The following is a 22,930-nucleotide window of genomic DNA, read 5'->3' on the forward strand; positions in this document are numbered from 1 at the left end:
TGTACGCCTGCGACGGCGGGTTGCCGTTCAGACACGCGCGCTCGCGGTGCCGACGGGACTCTTAGTGGAACTGACCTTCTTCGGTCGAGCCCGCGAGCGCGGTGGTCGAGCTGGTCGGGTCCACGGTGGTGGCGATCCGGTCGAAGTAGCCGGCGCCGACCTCGCGCTGGTGCTTGGTCGCGGTGTAGCCGCGCTCCTCGGCCGCGAACTCGCGCTCCTGCAGGTCGACGTAGGCGGTCATCTGGTTGCGGGCGTAGCCGTAGGCCAGATCGAACATCGAGTAGTTGAGCGCGTGGAAGCCGGCCAGCGTGATGAACTGGAACTTGAAGCCCATCGCGCCGAGTTCCTTCTGGAACTTCGCGATCGTCGCGTCGTCCAGGTGCTTGCGCCAGTTGAACGACGGCGAGCAGTTGTAGGCCAGCATCTGGTCCGGGAACTCGCTCTTGACGCCCTCGGCGAACTTCTTGGCCAGCTCCAGGTCCGGGGTGCCGGTCTCCATCCAGATCAGGTCGGAGTACGGCGCGTAGGCCTTGGCGCGGGCGATGCAGGGCTCGAGGCCGTTCTTGACCCGGTAGAAGCCCTCGGCGGTGCGCTCGCCGGTGATGAACGGCTGGTCGCGCTCGTCCACATCAGAGGTGATCAGCGTGGCGGCCTCGGCGTCGGTGCGGGCGATGACGACGGTCGGCACGCCGGCGACGTCAGCGGCCAGACGGGCCGAGGTCAGGGTGCGGATGTGCTGCTGGGTCGGGATCAGCACCTTGCCACCGAGGTGGCCGCACTTCTTCTCCGAGGCCAGCTGGTCCTCCCAGTGCGAACCGGCGACACCGGCGGCGATCATCGCCTTCTGCAGTTCGTAGACGTTCAGCGCGCCGCCGAAGCCGGCTTCACCGTCGGCGACGATCGGGGCGAGCCAGTTCTCGACGGAGGTGTCGCCCTCGACCTTGGCGATCTCGTCGGCGCGCAACAGCGCGTTGTTGATGCGGCGCACCACCTGCGGCACCGAGTTGGCCGGGTAGAGGCTCTGGTCGGGGTAGGTGTGGCCGGACAGGTTGGCGTCGCCGGCGACCTGCCAACCGGACAGGTAGATGGCCTTCAGGCCGGCGCGGACCTGCTGGACGGCCATGTTGCCGGTCAGCGCGCCGAGCGCGTTGACGAAGTCCATGTCGTGCAGCTGCTCCCACAGCACCTCGGCGCCGCGGCGGGCGAGGGTGTGCTCCTCGACGACATGGCCCTGCAGGGCGATGACGTCGTCAGGGGTGTAGGTGCGGGTGATGCCCTTCCAGCGGGGGTTGTGGTCCCAATCGTGCTGGATCTGCTCCGGGCTCTTCGGCGTGCCAACGGTCGACTTCGTCATGGCGGGGCCTGCTCCTTCGATGTGTTGCACAGCACTGCAAACCTCCCGGCGGGGAGGACTCACAGCCTTTGTTAATGCTCCGGTGAGTTCACCGGCTTGCTACACCGAGCATGCCTCAGCCCATAACCCCAGGTCCACCCGTTTCGCTTGCCAATTTTCGCCAAGCGCGTGCGGCAATTTGCAAAGTTTGCAAAGAAGGCGCGGGCCTTGACCGGTTCAGAAGCTACCGACGAGTAGCGAATATGCGCAGGTCAGTACGCCCGTACTGTTTAACTGGCGCACTCAGAGCGCGAAGATCGCGGCGACGGCTTTCGTCTCGGTGCCGACCGCATATGTGAGGGTTGTAACAGCGCGATCGGTGAGTTCCTCGCCGAACTTGTCGGTCGAACCCGCCGGATACTCGTGCCGGATGATCTCCAGATCGTCTCCGAGGGCCACCGGCAGATCGTGCTCGATGGCGACCCGCAGCGGAGCCTTCATCAGTTCGGGGCGCGATGCCAGGTAGTCCTCGACGACGCTCCAGTACACCGCGTTGTTCATGTGGTCGAAGATGTCGATGTCACTGACGCGAACCGGGAACCGGTGCACGGAGGCGGCGTCGTCGCGGGAGCCCGGTTTCAGGTAGGCCTTCCACCGCAACCGGGTCTCGCTCGTGGTGCGCCGCAGGCCTTCGATGAAATCGTCGCTGATGCGTGCGGGCCCCTGGGTCTCGCGGTTGATGTTGATCCAGAACGCCTCGGATTCCAGAAGGCCGCGGCCCCGCCTGCCGTCGATGCGAACCCGCATCTCGCACCAGCGGTTCGACGTTCCCGAGCACCAGCGCCGCAACCGCAGCGTGTCCTTGAACACGATCGGCTCGATCATGTCGATCATGGTCCGCCGCACGATCCACAGCGGATGGGTCTCCTCGAAGCCCATCTCCCGCAGCTGATCGGTGCCGATGTCCTGGATGTGGCGGGTGGCGGCATCGAACTTGAGCCGGCCCTCGCGGTCGACGTCGGCGACCCGCAGCGGCCACTGGACGTCGAAGACGTCGGGGTGCGGATCCGGCACCGGCATCATCGTCTTCGCCAGACCCGTAGCCGGTCGTCCAGTGCTGCTCACGGGTTTCGATACTGCCACACGGCGCCGCACTGCCAACGCTGCGAATACCGCCTTAGCAGGGTTGTTACGCTCGCTGACGTGGCCAAAACGTACGTCGGCGCCCGGGTGCGGCAGCTGCGCAGCGAGCGCGGCTTCAGCCAGGCCGCGCTCGCGCAGATGCTGGAGATCTCGCCGAGCTACCTGAACCAGATCGAGCACGACGTGCGCCCGCTGACCGTCGCGGTGCTGCTGCGCATCACCGAGGTCTTCGGTGTGGACGCGACGTTCTTCGCCTCCCAGGACGACACCCGGCTGATCGCCGAACTGCGCGAGGTCCTGATGGACCGCGACCTCGACGTCGACGTCGACCCGGCCGAGGTCGCCGACATGGTCGCCTCGCATCCGGGGCTGGCGCGGGCGATGGTGAACCTGCACCGCCGCTACCAGTTGACCACCACCCAGTTGGCCGCCGCGACCGAGGACCGGTTCCTCGGCGGCGTCGGGTCCGGCGCCAGCGGTTCCGGCGCGATCTCGATGCCGCACGAGGAGGTCCGCGACTACTTCTACCAACGCCAGAACTATCTGCACGACCTCGACATGGCCGCCGAGAACCTGACCGCGGACATGCGGGTGCACCGCGGGGAGCTGGCCAGCGACCTGGCCGACCGGCTGCGGTTCGTGCACGGTGTGACGATCATCCGCAGCCCCGACCTCGGCGAGGCGGTGATGCACCGCTACGACCCGGCCACCAAGCGTCTCGAGATCGGCACCCAGCTCTCGGCCGGGCAGCGGGTGTTCCGGATGGCCGCCGAGCTGGCCTACCTGGAGTGCGGCGATCTGATCGAAAAGCTGGTCGAGGACGGACATTTCACCAGCGAGGAGTCCAAGAAGCTGGCCCGGATGGGTTTGGCGAACTACTTCGCCGCCGCCGCGGTGCTGCCCTACGCACAGTTCCATGAGGTGGCCGAGAGGTTCCGCTATGACATCGAGCGGCTGTCGGCGTACTACTCGGTGAGCTACGAGACGATCTGCCACCGGCTTTCGACGCTGCAGCGCCCGACGATGCGTGGAGTGCCGTTCTCGTTCGTCCGGGTCGACCGGGCCGGGAACATGTCGAAACGCCAGTCCGCCACCGGTTTTCACTTCTCGTCCAGCGGCGGCACCTGCCCGCTGTGGAACGTCTACGAGACGTTCGCCAACCCCGGCAAGATCGGCGTGCAGATCGCCGAGATGCCCGACGGACGCGCCTACATGTGGGTGGCGCGCACCGTGGAGCGCCGCGCCACCCGCTATGGTCAGCCGGGTAAGACGTTCGCGATCGGCCTCGGCTGCGAATTGCGACACGCGCAGCGGTTGGTCTACTCGGAAGGCCTGGTGACCGGTGATCCCAATGTGCCCGCGACGCCGATCGGCGCCGGTTGCCGCGTGTGCGAGCGCGACAACTGCCCGCAGCGCGCGTTCCCCGCGCTCGGCCGCGCGCTCGACATCGACGAGCACCGCTCCACCGTCTCGCCGTACCTGGTGAAGCAGTCATGACCGAACGCATCCCGCCCGGCGGCTTCAAGGATCTCGGCCCGCTGAACTGGCTGATCGCCAAGGGCGGCGCCCGCGGTATCCGCCGGCCCCGGTTCAGCCTGATGAACGTTCTCGGCCGGCACCGTCTGCTGTTCCTGGCCTGGCTGCCACTGTCGGGGTACCTGCTCTACGCGGGCAAGCTGTCCCGTCACGACGCCGAGGTGGTGATCCTGCGCGTCGGACACCTGCGCGACAGCGAGTACGAGCTGCAGCAGCACCGCAGGCTGGCGCGCTCGCGAGGGCTCGACAAGGAGACTCAGGCGCGCATCTTCGAAGGCCCCGACGCCGACGGACTGACCGAGCGCGAACGCGTGCTGATCACCGCGACCGACGAGTTCGTCGTCACCCGCGGTGTGTCCCCCGAGACCTGGCAGCAGCTCAGCCGCCACTTCAGCAAGCCGCAGCTGATCGAATTCTGTCTGCTCGCAGCGCAATACGACGGTCTGGCCGCGACGATTTCGACGCTCGGCGTGCCACTGGACTTCCCGGACTGACGGCACGGGTTGACACGAATGACCGCGGGTGTAACGCCACGGTTACCATGCGTCCATGAGCCCCGCGAATCCGTGGCGCCACCCTCCCGGTGTGCCCCGCTGCGAACCCCCGCGTGCCGAAGGCACGTTCTTCCTGCCCGGCGGCCGACGCCTGGGCTACGCCGAGTTCGGTGATCCGACCGGCCCACCGGTGCTGTGGTTCCACGGCACCCCGGGCGGCCGCCGACAGCTGCCGATCGTCGGCCGGCGCGCGGCCGAACGACTCGGCCTGCGGGTGGTGCTCGTCGAGCGGGCGGGCTCGGGCCTGAGCGACCGGCACAAGTACGGCCAGATCGGCGACTGGGCCACCGATATGGCCCATGTCGCCGATGTCCTCGGCGCCGACCGCATCGGCGTCGCGGGCCTGTCCGGCGGCGGCCCGTACGCGCTGGCCTGCGCCGGGATGCCCGCGCTGCGCGACCGGGTGGCCGCCGTCGCGGTGCTCGGCGGCGTCACCCCGTCGGTCGGCCCCGACGCCACCGCCAGCGGGGCGATCGCGTTGGCGAGAAGGTTCTCCGCAGTGACCTCGGCGCTGCGCCGGCCCTTCGCGGCGGTCACCGCCGGCATGCTGACCACCGTGATCCCGCTGGCACACCCGGTCTACTCGGGTCTGGCGTCGGCGATGCCCGACGGCGACAAGCGGGTGTTCGCCAACCCGGAGATCGAGGCGATGTTCATCGACGACATCGTGCACGTCGCCAACGGCGGGTTCCAGGCCCTGCTCGACGACGCCCGTCTGTTCGGCCTCGACTGGGGTTTCCGGCTGTCCGACGTGAACGTGCCGGTGCGGTGGTGGCACGGCGACGCGGACTCGATCATCTCGCTGGCCGACGCGCAGGCCGCCGCCGAACACCTTCCCGACGTCGACCTGCTGTTGATGCCCGACGAGAGCCACCTCGGCGGGTTCGCCAAAGCCGACGATGTGCTCGCGTTCCTCGCCGAGCACCTCACGCCACGCAACGGCGAGCGCCGCAAGCAGAGCTGACCCGTCAGGCGGACCCGTTCGTAGAGCCGTCGGTGACGACCACGACCCGGTTACCGCCCTCGGCCTTGGCCTCGTACATCGCCGCGTCGGCGGCGGTGATCACGTCGATCAGGTCGATGTCGGGGCGTTCGCTGGTGGCCAGCCCGATACTCACGGTGACGGTCGGGTCCGCCGGTTCGGCGACCGCCGCGCGGATCCGCTCGGCGACCTCGTGGGCGCGCCGGCGCGCGATCCGGTCGACGACGAGGAACTCCTCCCCGCCCCAGCGCACCACGACCGCGTCGTCGTCGACGCTGGCCCGGATCCGGCGCGCGGTGCGGATCAGCACGTCGTCGCCCACGGCGTGACCGAAGGTGTCATTGACACGTTTGAAGCCGTCGACGTCGATCAACAGCGCGCACAGATGCCCGTCGTCGCGGGCGTCGGCGTTGAGTCGTTTCACCGACATCGCCAGCCCGCGCCGATTGGTCAGCTCCGTCAGCGGATCGGTGAGCGACTGCTTCGAACTGCCCTGCAGCAACCAGAAGCCGAACTGCAGCGCGGGAAGGATGCACACGGTGACCAGCAGCGCTATCACCGCCCGCGAGACCCCAACCTGCAGTCCGTACTCGGGGTTGGACTTCGCCAGCCACACCGCGATGCCGACCACCGCGATCGTGCACCAGGCGATATGGACCAGGTGCAGCCGTGGACCGTGGAAGAACACCACATAACCGCCGGCGCACAGCAGGATCGGGATCCCCGACATCGCGAAATTGGGATCGCCGAACAGCAGCGCCGACAGCGTCATCAACGCATCGACATACACGACGAGCATCGCGGATTCACGCACCGAAGGCCACGGGCGCACCGACCAGCGCACCGCCCAGCCCAGCGAACCCACCGCAGTGACGGCCCACCCGATACGGAACAGCGCACCGTCGGCGCCAGGCGGCACGAACACGTTGACCGCTGCCAGCAAGCCCATGGTCGCGCCGATGCCCGCGATGATCCAGCGGAGGATCCTTAGCAGCCCGCGCGTGCGCAGGAAGTCGATCCGCCACTGGTACTCGTCGCGCTGCTGCCACCATTCCCGCAGCAGCACACCGATACCGGCGGTCCCGTCTCCCACTAGGCCATTTTGACCTACAGGTACGTCACGCCGAGCACGATCAGCGACAACAGCACCGGCGACACCGACAGTCCCCACAGAAAGGCGGCACGGGCCTCGGACTTCTCATCCCTGCGCTGCCACAGCCGGCGGCCGCGCAGTGATGCGGCCACGCCGACGGCGAACGACACCCCGGCGACGACGAGCACCCATGCGGGAATGTTGGTCGACGAGATGGCAAAGGAGATACCGGCCAGCCACAGGATGTGGCCGACCACCAATCCGCCGATACCGGCGACCCAGATCGCCCTCAATTAGAAGTTGATCATGTGGCCGACCAGGCCGTGGAAGCACTCCTGCAGCGCCTCCGACAGGGTCGGGTGGGTGTGCACGTTGCGGGCGAGCTCGTTGGCCGTCAGATCCCACTTCTGGGCCAGCGTCAACTCCGGCAGCAACTCGGCGACGTCGGGACCGATCAGGTGGCCGCCGAGCAGCTCGAGATGTTTCTTGTCGGCGATCAGCTTCACGAAGCCGGTCGGGTCGCCGAGACCGTGTGCCTTGCCGTTGGCGGTGAACGGGAACTTCGCGACGACTATTTCAGACCCTCGTCGTTCCGCTTCTTCCTTGGCCTGCTCCTCGGTCAGCCCGAAGCTCGCGACCTGCGGCTGACAGAACGTCGCCCGCGGCATCATCCGGTAGTCGCCGAGTGCCAGCGTCTCCGCCCCGGCGATGGTCTCGGCCGCGACCACGCCCATCGCCTCGGCGACGTGCGCGAGCTGCAGCTTGCCGGTCACGTCACCGATCGCGTAGATGTGCGGCACGTTGGTGCGCATGTAGTCGTCGATGCCGATGGCCTTACGGTCGGTGAGCTCGACGCCGGCCTTGTCCAGCCCGAAGCCCTCGACGTTCGGCGCGAATCCGATGGCCTGCATGACCTTGTCGGCCTTCAGTTCCTCGGTCTTGTCGTTCTTGCTCACCTTGACGGTGACCTGGCCGCCGTCATCCTCGATGGACTCGACCTTGGTGCCGGTCAGGATCTTGACGCCGAGCTTCTTGTACTGCTTCTCGATCTCCTTGGACACCTCGGCGTCCTCGTTGGGCAGCGCGCGCGGCAAAAACTCGACGATGGTGACGTCGACCCCGTAGTTCTTCAGCACGTAGGCGAACTCCATGCCGATGGCACCGGCGCCGGCGATGATGATCGACTCGGGCAGTTCGCGGCTCAGGATCTGCTTCTCGTAGGTGACGACGTTGTCGCTCAGCGATGTGCCCGGCACCAGCCGGGTGCTCGAACCGGTCGCGATGATCGCGTTGTCGAACTCGACCTTCTCGGTGTCACCCTCGTTCAGGTCGACTTCGAGGCTGTTGGGCCCGGTGAACTTGCCATAGCCGTGGATCTCGGTGATCTTGTTCTTCTTCATCAGGAAGTGCACACCGGCGACGCGGCCGTCGGCGACCTTGCGGCTGCGGTCATACGCCGCGCCGTAGTCGAAGCTGACGTCGCCGCTGATACCGAACGTCTTGGCGTCCTTGTGGAACACGTGGGCGAGTTCGGCGTTGCGCAGCAATGCCTTCGACGGGATGCACCCGACGTTGAGGCACACACCGCCCCAGTACTTGGGTTCGACGATGGCGGTCTTCAGCCCGAGCTGGGCCGCGCGTATGGCCGCGACGTATCCGCCGGGGCCGGCTCCGAGGACGACGACGTCATAGTGGGTCACGTTTACCTACCCTAGTGGGCTCGGCAAGGCGAGCGTGGCCGCTGTGAGCGTCTCGACCAATACGGCGTCGTGGCTGACGAGGACCACGGACGCGCCACCGTCGGCGACGCCGCGCAACAAGGCCACGACGGACGCGGTGGAAATCGGGTCGAGCATCGCGGTCGGCTCGTCGCACAGCACGAAGCGGGCTCGCTGGGTGAGCACCCTCCCGAGACAGGCGCGCTGCAACTGTCCGTCGCTGACCTGCCCCGGATAGCGGTCGAGCAGCGCGGGGTCGAGCCCCACGTCGCCGGCGGTGCTGCGCAGGTCGGCGGCGCCGAATCGGTCACCGCGGATCAGCGCGGGTTCGGCGATGATCTGCCCCAGGGTCCAGCGCGGGTTGCACACCAGGCGCGGGTGCTGGGCGAGCAGCGCGATCGATCCCTTCGGCGCCACCGGGTCCCCGTCGTAGCGGATCTCGCCGGTGTCGGGGCGCTGCAGTCCGGCCAGCACCCGCAGCAGGGTGGTCTTCCCGCTGCCCGATGCACCGGTCACCCCGGTGATCTGCCCGGCCGGGGCGCTCAGATTGACCCCGTCCAGCACGGTTCTGCCCCCGAAGGCCAGCCCGACGCCGGTGGCCGACAGTCCGGTCACACCGCAACCGTCCCGAGCAGGGCCTGCGTGTACGGATCGGCGCTGGTGAGCGTGTCGGACAACGTGGCCTGCGACAGCACGGTGCCGCGCGCCATCACCGCGACGTCGTCGCACACCGCCGCGCGCAGCAGCGACGGCATGTCGTGGGTGATGACCAGTACGCCCGCGCCGTCGGAGGCGGCGTCGCCGAGCAGCTGCCAGATCAGCGCGGCGTTGTCGGGGTCCAGCGCCGAGGTGGGTTCGTCGGCGACCAGAACGCCGGGGCGGCCGGCGAGCGCCGCGGCGATCGCGACACGCTGGGCCATGCCGCCGGACAGTTCGTGCGGGTAGCGGTCGACGACGTGTGGCGGCAGCGCGACGGCGGCACACAGTTGCCCGGGAGTGCGGTCCGAGTCCAACCGGGCACAGACCTCGGCCAACTGGGAGCCGATGGTGCGTACCGGGGTGAACGACGTCGACGCCGACTGCGGCACCGAACCGACCTGGCGGCCGCGCAACTCCCGCCAGGCACGCTCGTCGTCGCAGCGCACCTGCCTGCCACCGACGTGCACCGTGCCGCGGACCCGGGACCCCGGCGGCATCAGTCCGGTCAGCGCGGCGGCCACCAGCGATTTGCCGCAACCGGATTCGCCGACCAGCGCGGTGACGCGGCCGGCCGGGACGTCGAGGTGGACGTCGTCGAGCACGTCGACGGTGGCCGAGTGGCGTCCCCGGCGAAGATCGATGCCTACGGTCAGCCCGGTCAGGCGCGCGGCGCTCATCGTGTCCTCCTGCTGAATGAACTCACCACACCTGCCCCGTCGGTGGTCGGTGCCGGTTGCGCATGAGGGTGCCGGCCGCGGCGAAGGCGAGCGCGGTCGCGATCAACGCCGCGGCGGGGACGGCCAGCGTCCACCAGGCGCCGGTGAGCACGTCGCCGCGGGCCTCGCTGAGCAGCGTGCCGAGGCTGGCGCGGTCCGGGGAGAGCCCGACCCCCAGGAACGACAGCGTGGACTCGTGCCACACCGCGTGCGGCAGCAGCACGATCATCGCGACCAGGGCCTGCCCCGTCACCGCGGGCACGAGATGGGTGCGCGCGACGAACCACCGCGAGGCCCCCGCCAGCCGTGCGGACTCCACCCACCCGGCATTGGCGACCGCGAGCAGTTCGGCGCGCACCACGCGCGCGACCGCCGGCCAGTGCGTCAGCGCGATGGACGCGATGATCGCCAGCGGGGCGCCGCGCCACATCGCGGCGATCACGATCCCGACCACCAGGTGGGGCAGCGCGTTGAACCCGTCGACCAGGCGCATCACGACCGCGTCGAGCCACCCGCCGGCCAGTGCCGCGGCGACACCGACCGCGAGCCCCAGGCACGTCGCCGCCACCGCGCACACCACGGCGATCAACAGCGAGACCCGCAGCCCCTCCGCGGTGCGGACCAGCAGGTCGTAGCCCGAATGATCGGTTCCGACAAGGTGTTCGGCGCTCGGCGGGCGCAGCGCGGCGGAGAAGTCGGCCACCTGCTCGCCGGCCAGCAGCGGGATACCGAGGGCCGCCGCGGTGATGACACCGAGCACGAGCCACGGCCACCGGGAGGTGCGGGCAAGCTCGCTCTGGGCCGATGATTCGCTCGCAAGCTCGCTCATGCCCTCATCCTGACCCGCGGATCGATCGCCACCGCCGCCGCATCCGACAGCGCCGAACCGGCCAGTACCGCGGCGGCCGCGGCCACAGTCAGCGCGGCGAGCAGCGCAAAGTCCAGTGCCGCAGCCGAATCCACCAGCACGGCGGCCATACCGGGCCAGCCGAAGACGGTCTCGACGATCGCGGCGCCGGCGATCAACTCGGGCAGCCTGGTGCCCAGCAGCGCCAGCGTCGGAAGTACCGAGACCGGCGCGATGTGCCCGCGCAGCAGTGCCCAGCCGTGCACCCCGCGGGACCGCGCGGCGCGCACCGCATCGGAGCCGACGCTTTCGACGACGGCGGCGCGCGTGGTCAGCAACAGCCACGGAATCATCGACACCGTGAGCGCGATCCATGGCAGGATGGCATGGCGCAGAACACCTTCGACGGTGTAGTCGGCGCCGGGCGGCGCGGCACCGGAAGCGGGAAGCCATCGCAGACCTACCGCGACGACCACCACCAGTGCCAGCGACACCACGAACGGTGGCACCGCGGCGAAGGTCACCGAGAAGCCGGTACACAGCCGATCGACCAGACCACCTCGGCGCATCCCCGCCAGGCAGCCCAGCAGCACCGCCGACACCGCCGCGGTCAGCAGCGCGGCCCCGGACAGGGCCAGCGTGAACGGCATCCGCTCGGCCAGCACGGTGGTAACCGGTTGCGACTGCGTCGACGACCAGCCGAGTTCACCCCGTGACACGCCGCCGATCCACTGCCACCAGGCCTGATACCACGGCATGTCGGTGTTGTAGGCCTCGCGCATCGCCTCCCGCTGGGACTGCGTCGCGAACTGGTAGTTGCTGCCGAGATAGGCGGCCAGCGGATCGAAGGGCGACAGCGACGCGACGGCGAAGATCGCCGCCGAGATCGCGACAGTCAGGGGCACCGCGACGGCCGCCCGGACCGCCAGCAACCGGGCCGCGGCACGCACAGGGCGCGCGGCAACCTTCTCGGCGAGTGCCGGCGGCGTCAGCGTGTCCACGAGGCGAGATTCCACCAGGGACCCCACGACACCCCGTGCGAGTGGGGCTCCATGATCGGCGGGCTCTGCTGCCAGCCGAGATCCTTGTAGCTGTAGGTGTGGTGCAGGAACACCAGGAAGACATGCGACGGCGCGGCCGCGTACGAGGCCTGGATCCTGCGGTACAGCTCGTCCTTGGCGGGACCGGACGGCGATCGGCCGGCCTGTTCGAGCATCTCGTCGAGCCCCGGCGCGGTGAAGTTCCCCGGATTGGAGTACGGCGACGATTCGGGCACCCGCGTGTGCAGGGTGTCGTACACCTGGGAGTCGATGCTGTAGGGCGTCGAGCCGCCGCCGAGCACCACGGCCGAGTCGGCGAACCGGGTGTCGATCTCGTCCCAGCTGGTGCCGCGCGGCCGGACGTCGACGCCGAGCGGTTTCATCGCCGCGGCGTAGGCCACCGCCAGATCACGGCGCAGCGTGTCCTGCGCGTTGTACAACAGCTCGAACGATGCTCGCGCACCGTCTTTTTCGCGGACCTGATCGGGGCCGGTACGCCATCCCGCATCGTCGAGCAGTCCCTTGGCCCGGTCGAGGTCGAACGCGTACTGCGCACCGGGATCGAAGGCGTCGCCGTACGCGGGGGCCACCGGGGTACTGGCCGGGCTGCCGTAGCCGAGGAGGACATCGCGCACCATCGCGTCACGGTCGACGCCGATGTTCATCGCCAGCCGGGCGGTCACGTCGGCGGTGAACGGGTTACCCGCGGGCAGGGCGATGCCGCGCCAGTCCGCAGAACGCACGGCGACGGTCCGCACGTCGCCGTTCGAGCTCTTGACCGAATCAACCAGTCGCGGCGGAAGATTCGTGCCGTCGACGGCACCGGCCACCATGCTCTGCGCCCGGGCGTTGTCGTCGGGCGCATAGGTGTAGACCAGCCGCGTGACCTGCGGGACACCGCCCCAGTAGTCGTCGCGCGCGACCAGGACGGCCTGATCGGGGCGCAGGCTCTCCAGGCGGTACGGGCCGGTGCCGACGGGGGCGGTGTTGACGGCCCAATCCGCGGCCGGCTTCGCCTCGACCTTCTCCGATGGCAGAATGCCCAGCAGCAGATAGGGTTTCGGGTCGGCCGCGGTGTCGAGTTCGACGACGACGGCGTCGGGACCGTCGGCCTCGATCGACAGGATGGGCGCCACCGAGGTGGAGATCTCCGACGCCACCAGGGGGTCCGGGACGGCGTTGTACGTCGCCACCACGTCGGCGGAGTCGAACGTGCTGCCGTCGGAGAATGTGACGCCGGGCCGCAGCGGGATACGCCAGCGGTTCGGCCCGGCAGGCTGCGGCTCCTCACCCGCGAGAGCTGGGACCAGCTCCGGAACAACGGTGTCGGTGGTCGCGCTCGGCCGGAAGAGACCGTCGTAGATCGGGGAGACACCGGACTCGGCGTAGCCGTTGACCGGGTTGTAGCCCCCGAGCTCGTAGCCTTCCGCGAGCACGATCTGGTCGCGGGGCTCCTCGGTGGAGGACGCCGAGCACGCCGTCGCGGCAAGCAGAGCACTCACGGCACAGGCCATCGCGACACGAGAATTCATGTGTCTATCTGAACACATGAGCTACTTCTGCGCGCAACGACCCTTCGGGCGCCGCCTCAGGTGGGAATCCAGCCCAATCCGTAGCTTGCGTAGAGCGCACCGGCGCCCAGAGCCGTCGCCAGCGGCGCCGACATCATCGCCAGGGACATCGCCGCGATACCGGGCCTCTCCTGCACCATCGCGGTCAGCAGGCTGCCCACGACGCAGGCGACGACGAAGACGAGCACGGCGAACACAGGCAGGGATTTGTCCATCGAGTGGAACCACCAGTAGTACAAACCCGCCCCGGCGGCGGCCGCGACGATCCAGATCGCGGCGACGACAGCAACGAACCGCCACCGGCTCACGTACTGCTGGACCGACGGGACGACGACCGGTTGGGCGTGCGGCGGGGGAAGTTCGCCGCTGTGCGCGGGTGGATCGATCACCGTCGGCATCGCGATTCCGCCGGTGAACACGGGCGTGAAGGACTGCGTCTGCTCAGACACCGGAGGCCACCTGGATCGCGGTGAGGGCCCCGAACCAACCCGGTCCGATGGCCAGGATCATGGCGCCGACGGCAGTGACCCACCGCCGGCTCGACATCAGGATCATCAACATGCCGATCACACTCGGCACGCCGACCACGACACCGATGACGAGGTCCGGCCGGACAGTCGCGGTGACTTCGACGGCGGCGATGAGCGCGGCCATCATGCCCAGAGCGACACCGATGATCATCACTCCGGCGAGGACCGATGCTCGTGGCAACGGGATCACGTCTTCGACGATAACGCTGCTATGGACCGGTTTTCGGGCGGCGCGCCGCAACCGGCGCCGCCTGGAGTAACAGCCCGGTCACGGCGCGGGCACGTGTTCCACCGCAGGCGACGGTGCCAAGTCGTTTCGTGCCCGGTAGATGCGGTGCGGACGGATCCGATTGAGCCCGCTGCGATCCCGCCCGTGGCGTCATGATCGTGATGATCTTGTGTTCATACTTTCAGCGCGTCCTCGCGCTCAACGCTGCGGAATCGCGCACGCGTCCTGAACCTGGGCGTCCGCGACGACGTGCGTGCCGGTCCGCGGCGGTCGTTCACCCCGCTCGTAGGCCGCACCCGTCACCGGCGGGACGTTGTCGAGCGCGCGGTTCTCGTCCTCGGTGAACGCCCGGCCGCGGGACAGAAACCGCTTGCCCTCCGGCGATTCCAGGCTGAAACCGCCGCCTCTGCCCGGCACCACGTCGATCACCAGCTGGGTGTGTTTCCACGTGTCGAACTGCGGACCGGAGATCCAGACCGGCACCGTGTCGCCGACGTCGAGCACCGCGAGCAGCACGTCACGGTCCCCGACGATGAAATCGCCGGCGGGATAGCACATCGGCGACGAACCGTCGCAGCATCCGCCGGACTGGTGAAACATCAACGGGCCGTGCCGTTCCTGCAGCGTCAGCAGAAGTTCCGCGGCGGCGGCGGTGATCAGTGCCCGAGGGGGTGCAGCCATGTCAGCCATTGTCCCTCGCGACTCTGATCACCGGAGCGTTCGACGGAGGAAGGATCATGCGCCGGTCGGCGGGATACCGGACGGACAACTCGATCGCCCCCGCGAAACGGTACGGCTTGGTGGCGAGGATCCCGGCGAACTGCTTGCGCAGCCGCGACATCTCCGCACGGACGGTCACCACCTTCGACCGGTCCCCGTAGAGATCCTCGGCGAGCTGCGGCGCGGACCGGCCTTGGGGCGAGAGAGCCAGAGCGACAAGGATTTCCGCGTGCCGTAACGACAGGTCGTGGCGCCAGCTGCCGGACCGTCCGACCATGACCAGCGACGGGCGGTCCGGGTCACTGACGTCGAGCGTCGCCCGCGACGGATGCGCATCGTCGGCGTCCTCGTCGTCCTCTCCCCCGGCCGGACGCACCAGCCAACCGCCGGGCAGCGGCTCGACGGCGCACATCCCCAACGTCGCCAACCGCACCCGCCCCGGGCCGAGCCGCTCGGGTAACAGGATGCGGTGGTGCAGCGGCATCGCATCGACAGCGGCCACCCATCCGTCGGTGTCGACGACCAGTGCCGGGCTCCCCATCCGCGCCAGGATCGGCGCCGTGAGCGCCCGCAGTCTGTTCAGCGTGCGGTCGTGCTCGACCCGCAGATGGGACTCGGCGAGTCGGGCGACGGCGTCGACGAGTGCCACCGTCGTCGGGTGCACGGTCGCGGCCGGCCCGGACACGTCGACCACGCCGATGACCTGCCCCGTGCGCGGATCCCGGATCGGTGCCCCCGCGCAGGTCCACGAGTGGTGGCTACGCAGGAAGTGCTCGGCCGAGAACACCTGGACGGCACGCTGGGACACCAGGGCCGTGCCGATCGCGTTGGTGCCGACCGCGCGCTCACCCCAGTTGGCGCCTTCGACGAAACCCAGCCGGTCGGCGTTCATCAGCACCGACGGCGACCCGGAGCGCCACAGCACCCGACCCTTCGCATCGGCCACCACGAGGATGTTCTCGCCGTCGGCGACCAGCGGCCCCAGTCCGTGGGAGATGTCGTCGAGCACCTCCATCAGCCCGGAGGACCGACGGAGCATCTCCAGCGCACCCGTCTCGACCACCGGCTCGGCCTGTTCATCGGGCTCGATACCGCTGGCCATGACCCGGCGCCACGAGTCCCCGATGACCTCCCGCGGCCGCGCCGGCGCGCGAGCGCCGGCCATCGTCGCGTCGTAGACAGCCGACATCAGCCGCGCATAGCTGCGCGGATCCTCACCGACTGCGACGGCGGGCTCAGGCACGAGCGGGCTGCCGACATTGCTGGGCATCGACTCCGATTGTGCTCCCCATCTCAGCGGTAGACCAGACCGCCGTCGATGAGCCCCGCCTGCCCCGTCATGTAGTCCGAATCCGGCCCGGCCAGATACGACACGAAACCGGCGACATCGTCCGGGGTCTCGGCGCGGCCCAGTGCGATGCCCCCGACGAACTTGTCGTACGTCTCACCCTCGGCGGCGCCGGTCAGCTCGGCGAACCGTTTGTCGATCTCCACCCACATGTCGGTGCCGACGACGCCGGGACAGTACGCGTTGACGGTGATGCCGTCGGCGGCGTGTTCCTTGGCCGCGGCCTGGGTGAGTGCCCTGACCGCGAATTTCGTCGCGCTGTACGGCCCGAGCATCGCGAACCCGTCGTGGCCGGCGATCGACGAGGCGTTGATGATCTTGCTGATCTTCCCCTGCTCCTTGTTGCGCAACGTGGTGAACTGCGCGACGGCCGCCTGGATCCCCCACAGCACGCCGTCGACGTTGATCGACCAGAGTTTCTGAACCTCGGCCGGTGTCACCTCGCTGATCGGGCCGACGAGAGCGATACCGGCGTTGTTCACCATGATGTCGAAACCGCCGAGGGCCGCAGCGGCGTGTTCCACCGCGGCGAAGACCTGGTCGCGGTCGCTGACGTCGGCCACGAACGTTGTTGCTTTGCTGCCGATTTCGGCGATCTCCGCGGCGACGTCATCGAGACCGCCCTGGTGGATGTCCACCAGGGCCACGTCGGCGCCGTCTCGGGCCAGGCGCAGGGCGATGCCGCGGCCGATACCGCGGGCCGCGCCGGTGACGAGTGCGACTTTTCCGTTGAGTGCCATGACTATTCCGCTCCGTTCGGATCCACGAGAACCTTCATCTTGGTGCCGGCGTGCAACGCTTCGAAGCCCTCGTCGACCACATCGTCGATCGGGATCCGGGTGACCCAGCCGGTGGTGTCGTATCGGCCGTCGGCCATCAGCGCGATCACCGCCTCGAAGTCGGCGCCGGTGTAGCACAACGAGCCCTGGACCCTCGACTCATTCATCACGAGATTCAGAAGAGGTGTCTCCAAAGGCTTTTCGTAGATGGCGACGCTGATCATCGGCTTCCGGGACCCGATGCAGGCCAGCGCGGTGGCCACGGACGGTGTCACGCCGGCGGCGTCGAACACCGCGTCGGCGCCGTCGCCGCCCGTGTGGTCGGCGATGAGGGCCGGCACGTCGTCGGCGGTCGGGTCCAGGGTGCTGGCGCCGAGCGCCTCGATCGCGGCGCGGCGGGTCGGTGACGGTTCCACGACGAACACGTCGTCGAGCCCTTTGCCACGCAGCGCGAACCACAGCCCGATACCGATCGGGCCGGCGCCGAACACCATGGCCGTGTCACCGGCGCTCACCTCGCCGAGGGTGGCGGCGTGATAGGCCACCGACATCGGCTCGACCAGCGCGCCGAGCTCCAGCGAGACGGTGTCGGGCAGCCGGTGCAGCATGCTCGTCGGCACCACGGTGTACTCGGCCATGCCGCCGTCGGACATCAGGCCGTGAAAGCCGATCTGTTGGCAGACGTTGTAATTGCCGGCCCGGCACGGGCCGCAGCGATCGCACTTGTAGATCGGCTCGACCGCGACACGGTCGCCCTCCTGCCAGCCGGTGACGCCGTCACCGACCGCGGTGATCGTGCCGGAGAACTCGTGTCCCATCGTCAGCGGCAGCTGCGCGCCGGTGAGCGGATGGGGCGCGGTCGGCACGAAGATCGGGCCGGCGTAGTACTCGTGCAGGTCGGTTCCGCAGATGCCGTTGAAGCCGACCTTGAGCTTGACCGTCCCTGGTCGCGGCTCGGGTTCGGGAACCTCGTCGACCTCGAGCTTGTTCGGTCCGTAGTACACAGCTGCTCTCATGCCGCATTCCTATGTGACGGCCGACACAGCGCGAAAGAGTTGCAGGGGGTTGCAGCGCGGCGACCGCGTCGTTGCAACTCTTCGCAACTCTTGTCAGCCGCACCGGCACCGATGTGTCCTGGCTCACATGACTTCGACTCTCGACCCTCAGACCACCACCGAGCTGACGCCGCAGCAGCGCGTCGAGGCCTGGCTCGCCGACTTCGAGGCCGCGCTGGCCGTCCGCGACGTCGACCGCGTCACCGGCATGTTCGCCGTCGACGGCTTCTGGCGCGACCTGGTCGCGTTCACCTGGAACCTCAAGACCCTCGAAGGCCGCGACCAGATCGGCGCCATGCTCAGCGCTCGGCTCGCCGAGACCGGCCCGTCGGGGTTCCGCACCAGCGAACCCGCCGTCCAGGACGGCGACGGGGCCGACGCGGTGGTGTCGGCGTTCATCGAGTTCGAGACCGCCGTCGGACGCGGCAACGGTCATCTTCGCCTGAAGGACGAGGACGGCGCCGACCGCGCGTGGACGCTGCTGACCACGCTGCAGGAGCTCAAGGGGCACGAGGAACGCAAGGGCGCCGGCCGCGTGCTGGGCGCCGTGCACGGCGACGACCCCGATCCGCGGTCGTGGGCGGAGAAGAAGAGCGAGGAGGAGGCCGCGCTCGGCTATTCGCGGCAGCCCTACACGCTGGTCATCGGCGGCGGGCAGGGCGGTATCGCGCTCGGGGCGCGGCTGCGCCAACTCGGGGTCCCCGCGATCGTCGTCGACAAGCACGAACGCCCCGGCGACCAGTGGCGCAAGCGGTACAAGTCGCTGTGCCTGCACGACCCCGTCTGGTACGACCACCTGCCGTATCTGCCGTTCCCGCAGAACTGGCCGGTCTTCGCGCCGAAGGACAAGATCGGCGACTGGCTGGAGTTCTACACCCGGGTGATGGAGGTGCCGTACTGGTCGAAGACCACCTGCCTGTCGGCCTCCTTCGACGAGGCCGCAGGACAGTGGACCGTCGAGGTGGACCGCGACGGGGAACGGCTGACGCTGCATCCGACCCAGCTGGTGCTGGCGACCGGGATGTCGGGCAAGCCGAACGTTCCGGTGCTCCCCGGCCAGGACGTGTTCCGCGGCGATCAGCACCACTCCAGCGCGCACCCAGGCCCGGACTCCTACGTCGGCAAGAAAGCCGTCGTGATCGGGTCCAACAACTCCGCGCACGACATCTGCAAGGCGCTCTACGAGAACGGCGTCGACGTGACGATGGTGCAGCGCTCCTCCACGCACATCGTCAAATCCGACACCCTGATGGACATCGGGCTCGGCGATCTGTACTCCGAGCGCGCGCTGGCCGCGGGGATGACGACCGAGAAGGCGGACCTGACGTTCGCGTCGCTGCCGTACCGGATCATGCACGAGTTCCAGATCCCGCTGTATGACCGGATGCGCGAGCGCGACAAGGAGTTCTACGACCGGCTCGAAGCCGCCGGATTCGAATTGGACTGGGGCGCCGATGGTTCCGGGCTGTTCATGAAGTACCTGCGGCGCGGTTCGGGCTACTACATCGACGTCGGCGCGTGTGACATGGTCGCCGACGGCCGGATCAAGCTCGCGCACGGGCAGGTCGACCGGCTGACCGAGGACGCGGTGGTGCTCGCCGACGGTACCGTGCTGCCCGCCGACGTGGTCGTCTACGCGACCGGCTACGGCTCGATGAACGGCTGGGCCGCCGATCTGATCGGTCAGGACGTCGCCGACCGGGTGGGCAAGGTGTGGGGCCTGGGCAGCGACACCCCGAAGGATCCCGGCCCGTGGGAAGGCGAACAGCGCAACATGTGGAAACCCACCCAGCAGCCGAACCTGTGGTTTCACGGCGGGAACCTGCACCAGTCGCGGCATTACTCGCTGTACCTGGCGCTGCAGCTGAAGGCCCGCTACGAGGGGTTGCCGACACCGGTGTACGGGCTGCAGGAGGTCCACCACCTGTCCTGACCGCCTTTCGCCGAAACTGCATTCCAGCGGGGAAAGTCCGAGTGCGGACCTGCTGGAATGCAGTTTCGGCCAGAGGGAACAATGGGGTGCGTGACCGACACCCGCCCCGTTGTCCCCACGACCGACCCGTACCTCTGGCTGGAGGATGTCACCGGCGACGACGCGCTCGCCTGGGTGCGCGCCCACAACGAGCCGACGATCGCCGAACTCGGCGGGGCGCGCTTCGAGCAGATGCGCGCCGAGGCGCTCGAGGTCCTCGACACCGATGCCCGCATCCCGTATGTGCGCAGGCGCGGCGAGTACCTGTACAACTTCTGGCGCGACGCCGATCACCAGAAGGGTGTGTGGCGGCGCACCACCCTGGAGAGCTACCGCACCGAACAGCCGGACTGGGACGTCGTGATCGACGTCGACGAGCTGGCCCGCCGCGACGGCGAGAACTGGGTGTGGGCCGGCGCCGACGTGCTGGAGCCGGACTACCACCTGGCGCTGATCAGCCTGTCCCGCGGTGGTGCCGACGCCGCGGTGGTCCGCGAGTTCGACATGCGGACAAGGATGTTCGTCGACGGCGGGTTCGAGTTGCCCGAGGCCAAGTCCCAGGTGTCCTGGGAGGACGAGAACACCGTGCTGGTCGGCACCGACTTCGGCGACGGATCGCTGACCGAGTCGGGCTACCCGCGCCTGGTGAAGCGGTGGCGGCGCGGCGAGCCGCTGTCCGCGGCCGAAACCCTGTTCAGCGGCGCCGAATCCGATGTGCTGGTCGCCGGATCGCACCACCACACGCCGGGATACGAGCGCACCCTGATCGGGCGGGCGTTCGACTTCTTCAACGAGCAGGTCTACGAACTACGCGGCGGCGAGCTTATCCGCATCGACACCCCGACCGACGCCAGCATCTCGATCCACCGGGAGTGGCTGCTGATCGAGCTGCGCACCGAATGGACGTACGGCACGCAGAGCTATCCGGCCGGGGCGCTGCTGGCCGCCGACTACGAGCAGTTCCTCGGCGGTACAGCCGAACTGCAGGTGGTGTTCACCCCCGACGCCCACACCTGTCTGCACCACTACGCGTGGACCCGCGACCGGCTGGTGGTCGTCACGCTCGCCGACGTGGCCAGCCGCGTCGAGGTCTACACCCCGGGGGTGTGGACCGCGGAACCGGTCACCGGGCTGCCCGAGAACACCAACACCACCATCGCCGCCGCCGATCACCTCGGTGACGAGATCTTCCTGGACTCTTCGGGTTTCGACACCCCGTCACGGTTGCTGTACGGCCCCGCCGGCGGGGACCTGGTCGAGATCAAACGGGCGCCGTCGTTCTTCGACGCCGCCGATCTCGAGGTCACTCAGCACTTCGCGACGTCCGACGACGGCACCGCTGTGCCGTACTTTGTTGTGGGACACCGCCATCGGAAATCCCCCGGCCCGACGCTGCTCGGCGGGTACGGCGGGTTCGAGGTGGCCCGCACACCCGGATACGACGGTGTGATGGGGCGGCTGTGGCTGTCGCGCGGCGGCACCTACGTGCTGGCCAACATCCGCGGCGGCGGCGAGTACGGGCCCACGTGGCACACCCAGGCGATGCGCGACGGCCGGCATCTGGTCTACGAGGATTTCGCCGCGGTGGCACGCGACCTGGTGGCCCGGGGCATCACCACCGTGGAGCAGCTCGGTGCGCAGGGCGGCAGCAACGGCGGCCTGCTGATGGGTGTGATGCTGACCCGGTATCCGCAACTGTTCGGCGCGCTGGTGTGCAGCGTGCCGCTACTCGACATGAAGCGGTTCCACCTGCTACTGGCCGGGGCGTCCTGGGTGGCCGAGTACGGCGACCCCGACGATCCCGACGACTGGGCGTTCATGGCCGAATACTCGCCGTATCAGAACATCTCGACGGATAGGCGCTATCCCCCGGTGCTGATCACCACGTCGACCCGCGACGACCGGGTGCACCCCGGCCACGCCAGGAAGATGACCGCGGCGCTGGAGGCCGCCGGCCATCCGGTGCGCTACTACGAGAACATCGAGGGCGGACACGCCGGTGCGTCGGACAATCCGCAGGTCGCGTTCCGGTCCGCACTGATCTACGAATACCTGCTGCGCACCCTGGGCGGAACGCCCTGAAATGGACATCGCGATGAACCCACGGTGGAAATCCCTGCTGCTGGCCGCCGCCTCGGTGGCGCTGCTGTCGACCGGGTGCGCCCACGACGTGACCGGCAGCCCGGTCGCCGCCGACGGGCAGTCCGCGACCGGCGTCGACGAGAACGAGTGCACCGTCGTCGACGCGCCGTTGGACGACATCCCGACCCGCAGCGCCACCGAACCGGTACTGCGCATTCCCGTCCCGGACGGATGGGAGCGCAACCGGATGATGGACAGCCCGGTGATCCGCTACACCATCGTGTCCACCGACCTGGTCAACGACGGCTTCTCGACCAACGCCGTCGTCACCCTCGAATCCATGCGGGGCAGCCAGCCGCCCGACGAGGTGTTCGCGTCCAACCGGGACAACCTGGTGAGCGGGCTCGGCGCCTACGGCCTGGAGGTCGAGAACAACAGCACCTGCGGACTCCCCTCGGAGACAACGTTTTACATGGCGCCCGCGATGGGTGCCGCGCCGGAGCGACCGGTCATCATGCACGCCGTCGTCGCCGAGACCGCGGGGGCGACCTATCTGGCCACGGTGACGATCCAGACCACCGACGCCGAGAATCCGCAGTTCATCGAGGACTCATTGGAGATCGTGGACGGCTTCCAGATGGTGGTGGGCGGCTGATGACGACGCTGTCCTGGGTGCTGCTGGGTGCGGGTGTGGTCGCCCTGGTCCTCGGTGCGGCCGTGCCGGGGCGCGACACCCCGACGGCTCCCAAACGCGCGGTCAAACGCCGGATCTACTGGACCGGCACCGCGGCGGGGGTGGTGCTGCTGTTCCTGTCAGGGCTGCCCGACGTGCAGAGCGCCGTCGCGTCCGCCGCCGCGGCGGCGATCCTGATGACCGGCATGGCGTACTTCCGCACCCCGCACATCAAGATCGGCGGCACCATCTACTCGGCCTACGAACCCCATCGGCGCCCCGACCCACCCCCGCCGGCGTGACGCCCCGC

23 protein-coding genes are annotated in these 22,930 nt (G+C 68.8%); 7 read left to right on the forward strand and 16 right to left on the reverse strand.

Features of this window, described 5'->3' with window-relative positions; genetic code table 11:
• Positions 1-61: 61 nt before the first annotated feature.
• Together aceA and NTM_RS03465 are read right to left on the reverse strand one after the other, a co-directional pair.
• Positions 62-1,354, reverse strand: a complete 1,293-nt coding sequence (gene aceA, locus NTM_RS03460) for an isocitrate lyase (RefSeq protein ID WP_104861829.1) — start codon at positions 1,352-1,354, stop codon at positions 62-64.
• A gap of 282 nt (positions 1,355-1,636) precedes the next feature.
• Positions 1,637-2,416, reverse strand: coding sequence for an acyl-[acyl-carrier-protein] thioesterase (locus tag NTM_RS03465; RefSeq protein WP_104861828.1), 780 nt, complete (start codon positions 2,414-2,416; stop codon positions 1,637-1,639).
• Positions 2,417-2,536: 120 nt separating this feature from the next.
• Here NTM_RS03465 and ramB point away from each other — a divergent pair, with 120 nt between their 5' ends.
• From ramB to NTM_RS03480, 3 genes are read left to right on the forward strand one after another with little or no spacing between them, the layout of a single operon-like run.
• On the forward strand, positions 2,537-3,973 hold the full coding sequence (gene ramB / locus NTM_RS03470) for an acetate metabolism transcriptional regulator RamB (protein ID WP_104861827.1): 1,437 nt from the start codon (positions 2,537-2,539) through the stop codon (positions 3,971-3,973).
• Positions 3,970-4,506 (forward strand): carboxymuconolactone decarboxylase family protein, encoded by a 537-nt coding sequence (locus NTM_RS03475; protein ID WP_163765467.1) that lies wholly within the window; start codon positions 3,970-3,972, stop codon positions 4,504-4,506. Before ramB ends, NTM_RS03475 begins: the two co-directional genes overlap by 4 nt.
• A gap of 55 nt (positions 4,507-4,561) precedes the next feature.
• Positions 4,562-5,530, forward strand: a complete 969-nt coding sequence (locus NTM_RS03480) for an alpha/beta fold hydrolase (protein ID WP_163765468.1) — start codon at positions 4,562-4,564, stop codon at positions 5,528-5,530.
• A 4-nt stretch (positions 5,531-5,534) separates the two neighbouring features.
• On the opposite strand, the gene NTM_RS03485 is transcribed toward NTM_RS03480, so the two are convergent.
• The 14 genes from NTM_RS03485 to NTM_RS03550 all read right to left on the reverse strand — a co-directional run bounded on the left by NTM_RS03485 (position 5,535) and on the right by NTM_RS03550 (position 17,854).
• Positions 5,535-6,641 carry a GGDEF domain-containing protein gene (locus tag NTM_RS03485; RefSeq protein WP_104861824.1) on the reverse strand — a complete coding sequence of 369 codons (1,107 nt, stop codon included), beginning with the start codon at positions 6,639-6,641 and terminating at the stop codon, positions 5,535-5,537.
• 14 nt (positions 6,642-6,655) lie between these two features.
• Positions 6,656-6,934 (reverse strand): hypothetical protein, encoded by a 279-nt coding sequence (locus tag NTM_RS03490; protein WP_179963873.1) that lies wholly within the window; start codon positions 6,932-6,934, stop codon positions 6,656-6,658.
• Positions 6,935-8,341, reverse strand: coding sequence for a dihydrolipoyl dehydrogenase (gene lpdA, locus NTM_RS03495; RefSeq protein ID WP_163765469.1), 1,407 nt, complete (start codon positions 8,339-8,341; stop codon positions 6,935-6,937).
• Between the two features lie 6 nt (positions 8,342-8,347).
• Positions 8,348-8,974, reverse strand: a complete 627-nt coding sequence (locus NTM_RS03500) for an ABC transporter ATP-binding protein (protein WP_163765470.1) — start codon at positions 8,972-8,974, stop codon at positions 8,348-8,350.
• Positions 8,971-9,735 carry an ATP-binding cassette domain-containing protein gene (locus NTM_RS03505; RefSeq protein ID WP_163765471.1) on the reverse strand — a complete coding sequence of 255 codons (765 nt, stop codon included), beginning with the start codon at positions 9,733-9,735 and terminating at the stop codon, positions 8,971-8,973. Before NTM_RS03505 ends, NTM_RS03500 begins: the two co-directional genes overlap by 4 nt.
• 22 nt (positions 9,736-9,757) lie before the next feature.
• Entirely contained in the window at positions 9,758-10,603 is an 846-nt protein-coding gene (locus NTM_RS03510; RefSeq protein ID WP_163765472.1) for an ABC transporter permease, read from the reverse strand.
• Complete coding sequence (locus tag NTM_RS03515) at positions 10,600-11,622, reverse strand: ABC transporter permease (RefSeq protein ID WP_232079607.1); 1,023 nt, start codon at positions 11,620-11,622, stop codon at positions 10,600-10,602. The genes NTM_RS03510 and NTM_RS03515 overlap by 4 nt, the downstream gene beginning before the upstream one ends.
• Positions 11,610-13,193: an ABC transporter substrate-binding protein gene (locus tag NTM_RS03520; RefSeq protein ID WP_236644915.1), complete on the reverse strand. Its 1,584-nt coding sequence runs from the start codon at positions 13,191-13,193 to the stop codon at positions 11,610-11,612. The genes NTM_RS03515 and NTM_RS03520 overlap by 13 nt, the downstream gene beginning before the upstream one ends.
• Before the next feature lie 56 nt (positions 13,194-13,249).
• On the reverse strand, positions 13,250-13,681 hold the full coding sequence (locus NTM_RS03525; protein ID WP_232079608.1) for a hypothetical protein: 432 nt from the start codon (positions 13,679-13,681) through the stop codon (positions 13,250-13,252).
• Positions 13,674-13,952 carry a putative holin gene (locus NTM_RS03530; RefSeq protein ID WP_104861818.1) on the reverse strand — a complete coding sequence of 93 codons (279 nt, stop codon included), beginning with the start codon at positions 13,950-13,952 and terminating at the stop codon, positions 13,674-13,676. Before NTM_RS03530 ends, NTM_RS03525 begins: the two co-directional genes overlap by 8 nt.
• A gap of 237 nt (positions 13,953-14,189) precedes the next feature.
• Positions 14,190-14,672, reverse strand: a complete 483-nt coding sequence (locus NTM_RS03535; RefSeq protein ID WP_104861817.1) for a DUF779 domain-containing protein — start codon at positions 14,670-14,672, stop codon at positions 14,190-14,192.
• A gap of 1 nt (position 14,673) precedes the next feature.
• Positions 14,674-15,981, reverse strand: coding sequence for a GAF domain-containing protein (locus tag NTM_RS03540; RefSeq protein WP_163765473.1), 1,308 nt, complete (start codon positions 15,979-15,981; stop codon positions 14,674-14,676).
• 23 nt (positions 15,982-16,004) lie between these two features.
• Positions 16,005-16,799 (reverse strand): acetoin reductase, encoded by a 795-nt coding sequence (locus NTM_RS03545; RefSeq protein ID WP_163765474.1) that lies wholly within the window; start codon positions 16,797-16,799, stop codon positions 16,005-16,007.
• Positions 16,800-16,801: 2 nt separating this feature from the next.
• Positions 16,802-17,854, reverse strand: coding sequence for a 2,3-butanediol dehydrogenase (locus NTM_RS03550; RefSeq protein ID WP_104861814.1), 1,053 nt, complete (start codon positions 17,852-17,854; stop codon positions 16,802-16,804).
• 127 nt (positions 17,855-17,981) lie between these two features.
• Here NTM_RS03550 and NTM_RS03555 point away from each other — a divergent pair, with 127 nt between their 5' ends.
• From NTM_RS03555 to NTM_RS03570, 4 genes are all read left to right on the forward strand, one after another.
• Complete coding sequence (locus tag NTM_RS03555) at positions 17,982-19,826, forward strand: flavin-containing monooxygenase (RefSeq protein ID WP_163765475.1); 1,845 nt, start codon at positions 17,982-17,984, stop codon at positions 19,824-19,826.
• 81 nt (positions 19,827-19,907) lie between these two features.
• Positions 19,908-21,947 (forward strand): prolyl oligopeptidase family serine peptidase, encoded by a 2,040-nt coding sequence (locus NTM_RS03560; protein WP_163765476.1) that lies wholly within the window; start codon positions 19,908-19,910, stop codon positions 21,945-21,947.
• A 13-nt stretch (positions 21,948-21,960) separates the two neighbouring features.
• Positions 21,961-22,602, forward strand: coding sequence for an LpqN/LpqT family lipoprotein (locus NTM_RS03565; protein WP_163765477.1), 642 nt, complete (start codon positions 21,961-21,963; stop codon positions 22,600-22,602).
• A complete protein-coding gene (locus NTM_RS03570; protein WP_163765478.1) occupies positions 22,602-22,922 on the forward strand; it encodes a hypothetical protein in 321 nt (106 codons plus the stop codon). Before NTM_RS03565 ends, NTM_RS03570 begins: the two co-directional genes overlap by 1 nt.
• Positions 22,923-22,930 lie beyond the last annotated feature (8 nt).

The organism is Mycolicibacterium parafortuitum, assembly GCF_010725485.1.
Lineage (GTDB): Bacteria > Actinomycetota > Actinomycetes > Mycobacteriales > Mycobacteriaceae > Mycobacterium.

Bases quoted from the DNA above. Each gene is read 5' to 3' on its own strand.
- NTM_RS03545 (WP_163765474.1), bottom strand. From the start codon at position 16,799: ATGGCACTCAACGGAAAAGTCGCACTCGTCACCGGCGCGGCCCGCGGT.
- NTM_RS03475 (WP_163765467.1), top strand. From the start codon at position 3,970: ATGACCGAACGCATCCCGCCCGGCGGCTTCAAGGATCTCGGCCCGCTG.
- NTM_RS03560 (WP_163765476.1), top strand. From the start codon at position 19,908: ATGGGGTGCGTGACCGACACCCGCCCCGTTGTCCCCACGACCGACCCG.
- NTM_RS03565 (WP_163765477.1), top strand. From the start codon at position 21,961: ATGAACCCACGGTGGAAATCCCTGCTGCTGGCCGCCGCCTCGGTGGCG.
- NTM_RS03570 (WP_163765478.1), top strand. From the start codon at position 22,602: ATGACGACGCTGTCCTGGGTGCTGCTGGGTGCGGGTGTGGTCGCCCTG.
- NTM_RS03510 (WP_163765472.1), bottom strand. From the start codon at position 10,603: ATGAGCGAGCTTGCGAGCGAATCATCGGCCCAGAGCGAGCTTGCCCGC.
- NTM_RS03505 (WP_163765471.1), bottom strand. From the start codon at position 9,735: ATGAGCGCCGCGCGCCTGACCGGGCTGACCGTAGGCATCGATCTTCGC.
- NTM_RS03550 (WP_104861814.1), bottom strand. From the start codon at position 17,854: ATGAGAGCAGCTGTGTACTACGGACCGAACAAGCTCGAGGTCGACGAG.
- NTM_RS03535 (WP_104861817.1), bottom strand. From the start codon at position 14,672: ATGGCTGCACCCCCTCGGGCACTGATCACCGCCGCCGCCGCGGAACTT.
- NTM_RS03555 (WP_163765475.1), top strand. From the start codon at position 17,982: ATGACTTCGACTCTCGACCCTCAGACCACCACCGAGCTGACGCCGCAG.
- NTM_RS03465 (WP_104861828.1), bottom strand. From the start codon at position 2,416: ATGATGCCGGTGCCGGATCCGCACCCCGACGTCTTCGACGTCCAGTGG.
- aceA (WP_104861829.1), bottom strand. From the start codon at position 1,354: ATGACGAAGTCGACCGTTGGCACGCCGAAGAGCCCGGAGCAGATCCAG.
- NTM_RS03540 (WP_163765473.1), bottom strand. From the start codon at position 15,981: ATGCCCAGCAATGTCGGCAGCCCGCTCGTGCCTGAGCCCGCCGTCGCA.
- NTM_RS03480 (WP_163765468.1), top strand. From the start codon at position 4,562: ATGAGCCCCGCGAATCCGTGGCGCCACCCTCCCGGTGTGCCCCGCTGC.
- NTM_RS03520 (WP_236644915.1), bottom strand. From the start codon at position 13,193: ATGAATTCTCGTGTCGCGATGGCCTGTGCCGTGAGTGCTCTGCTTGCC.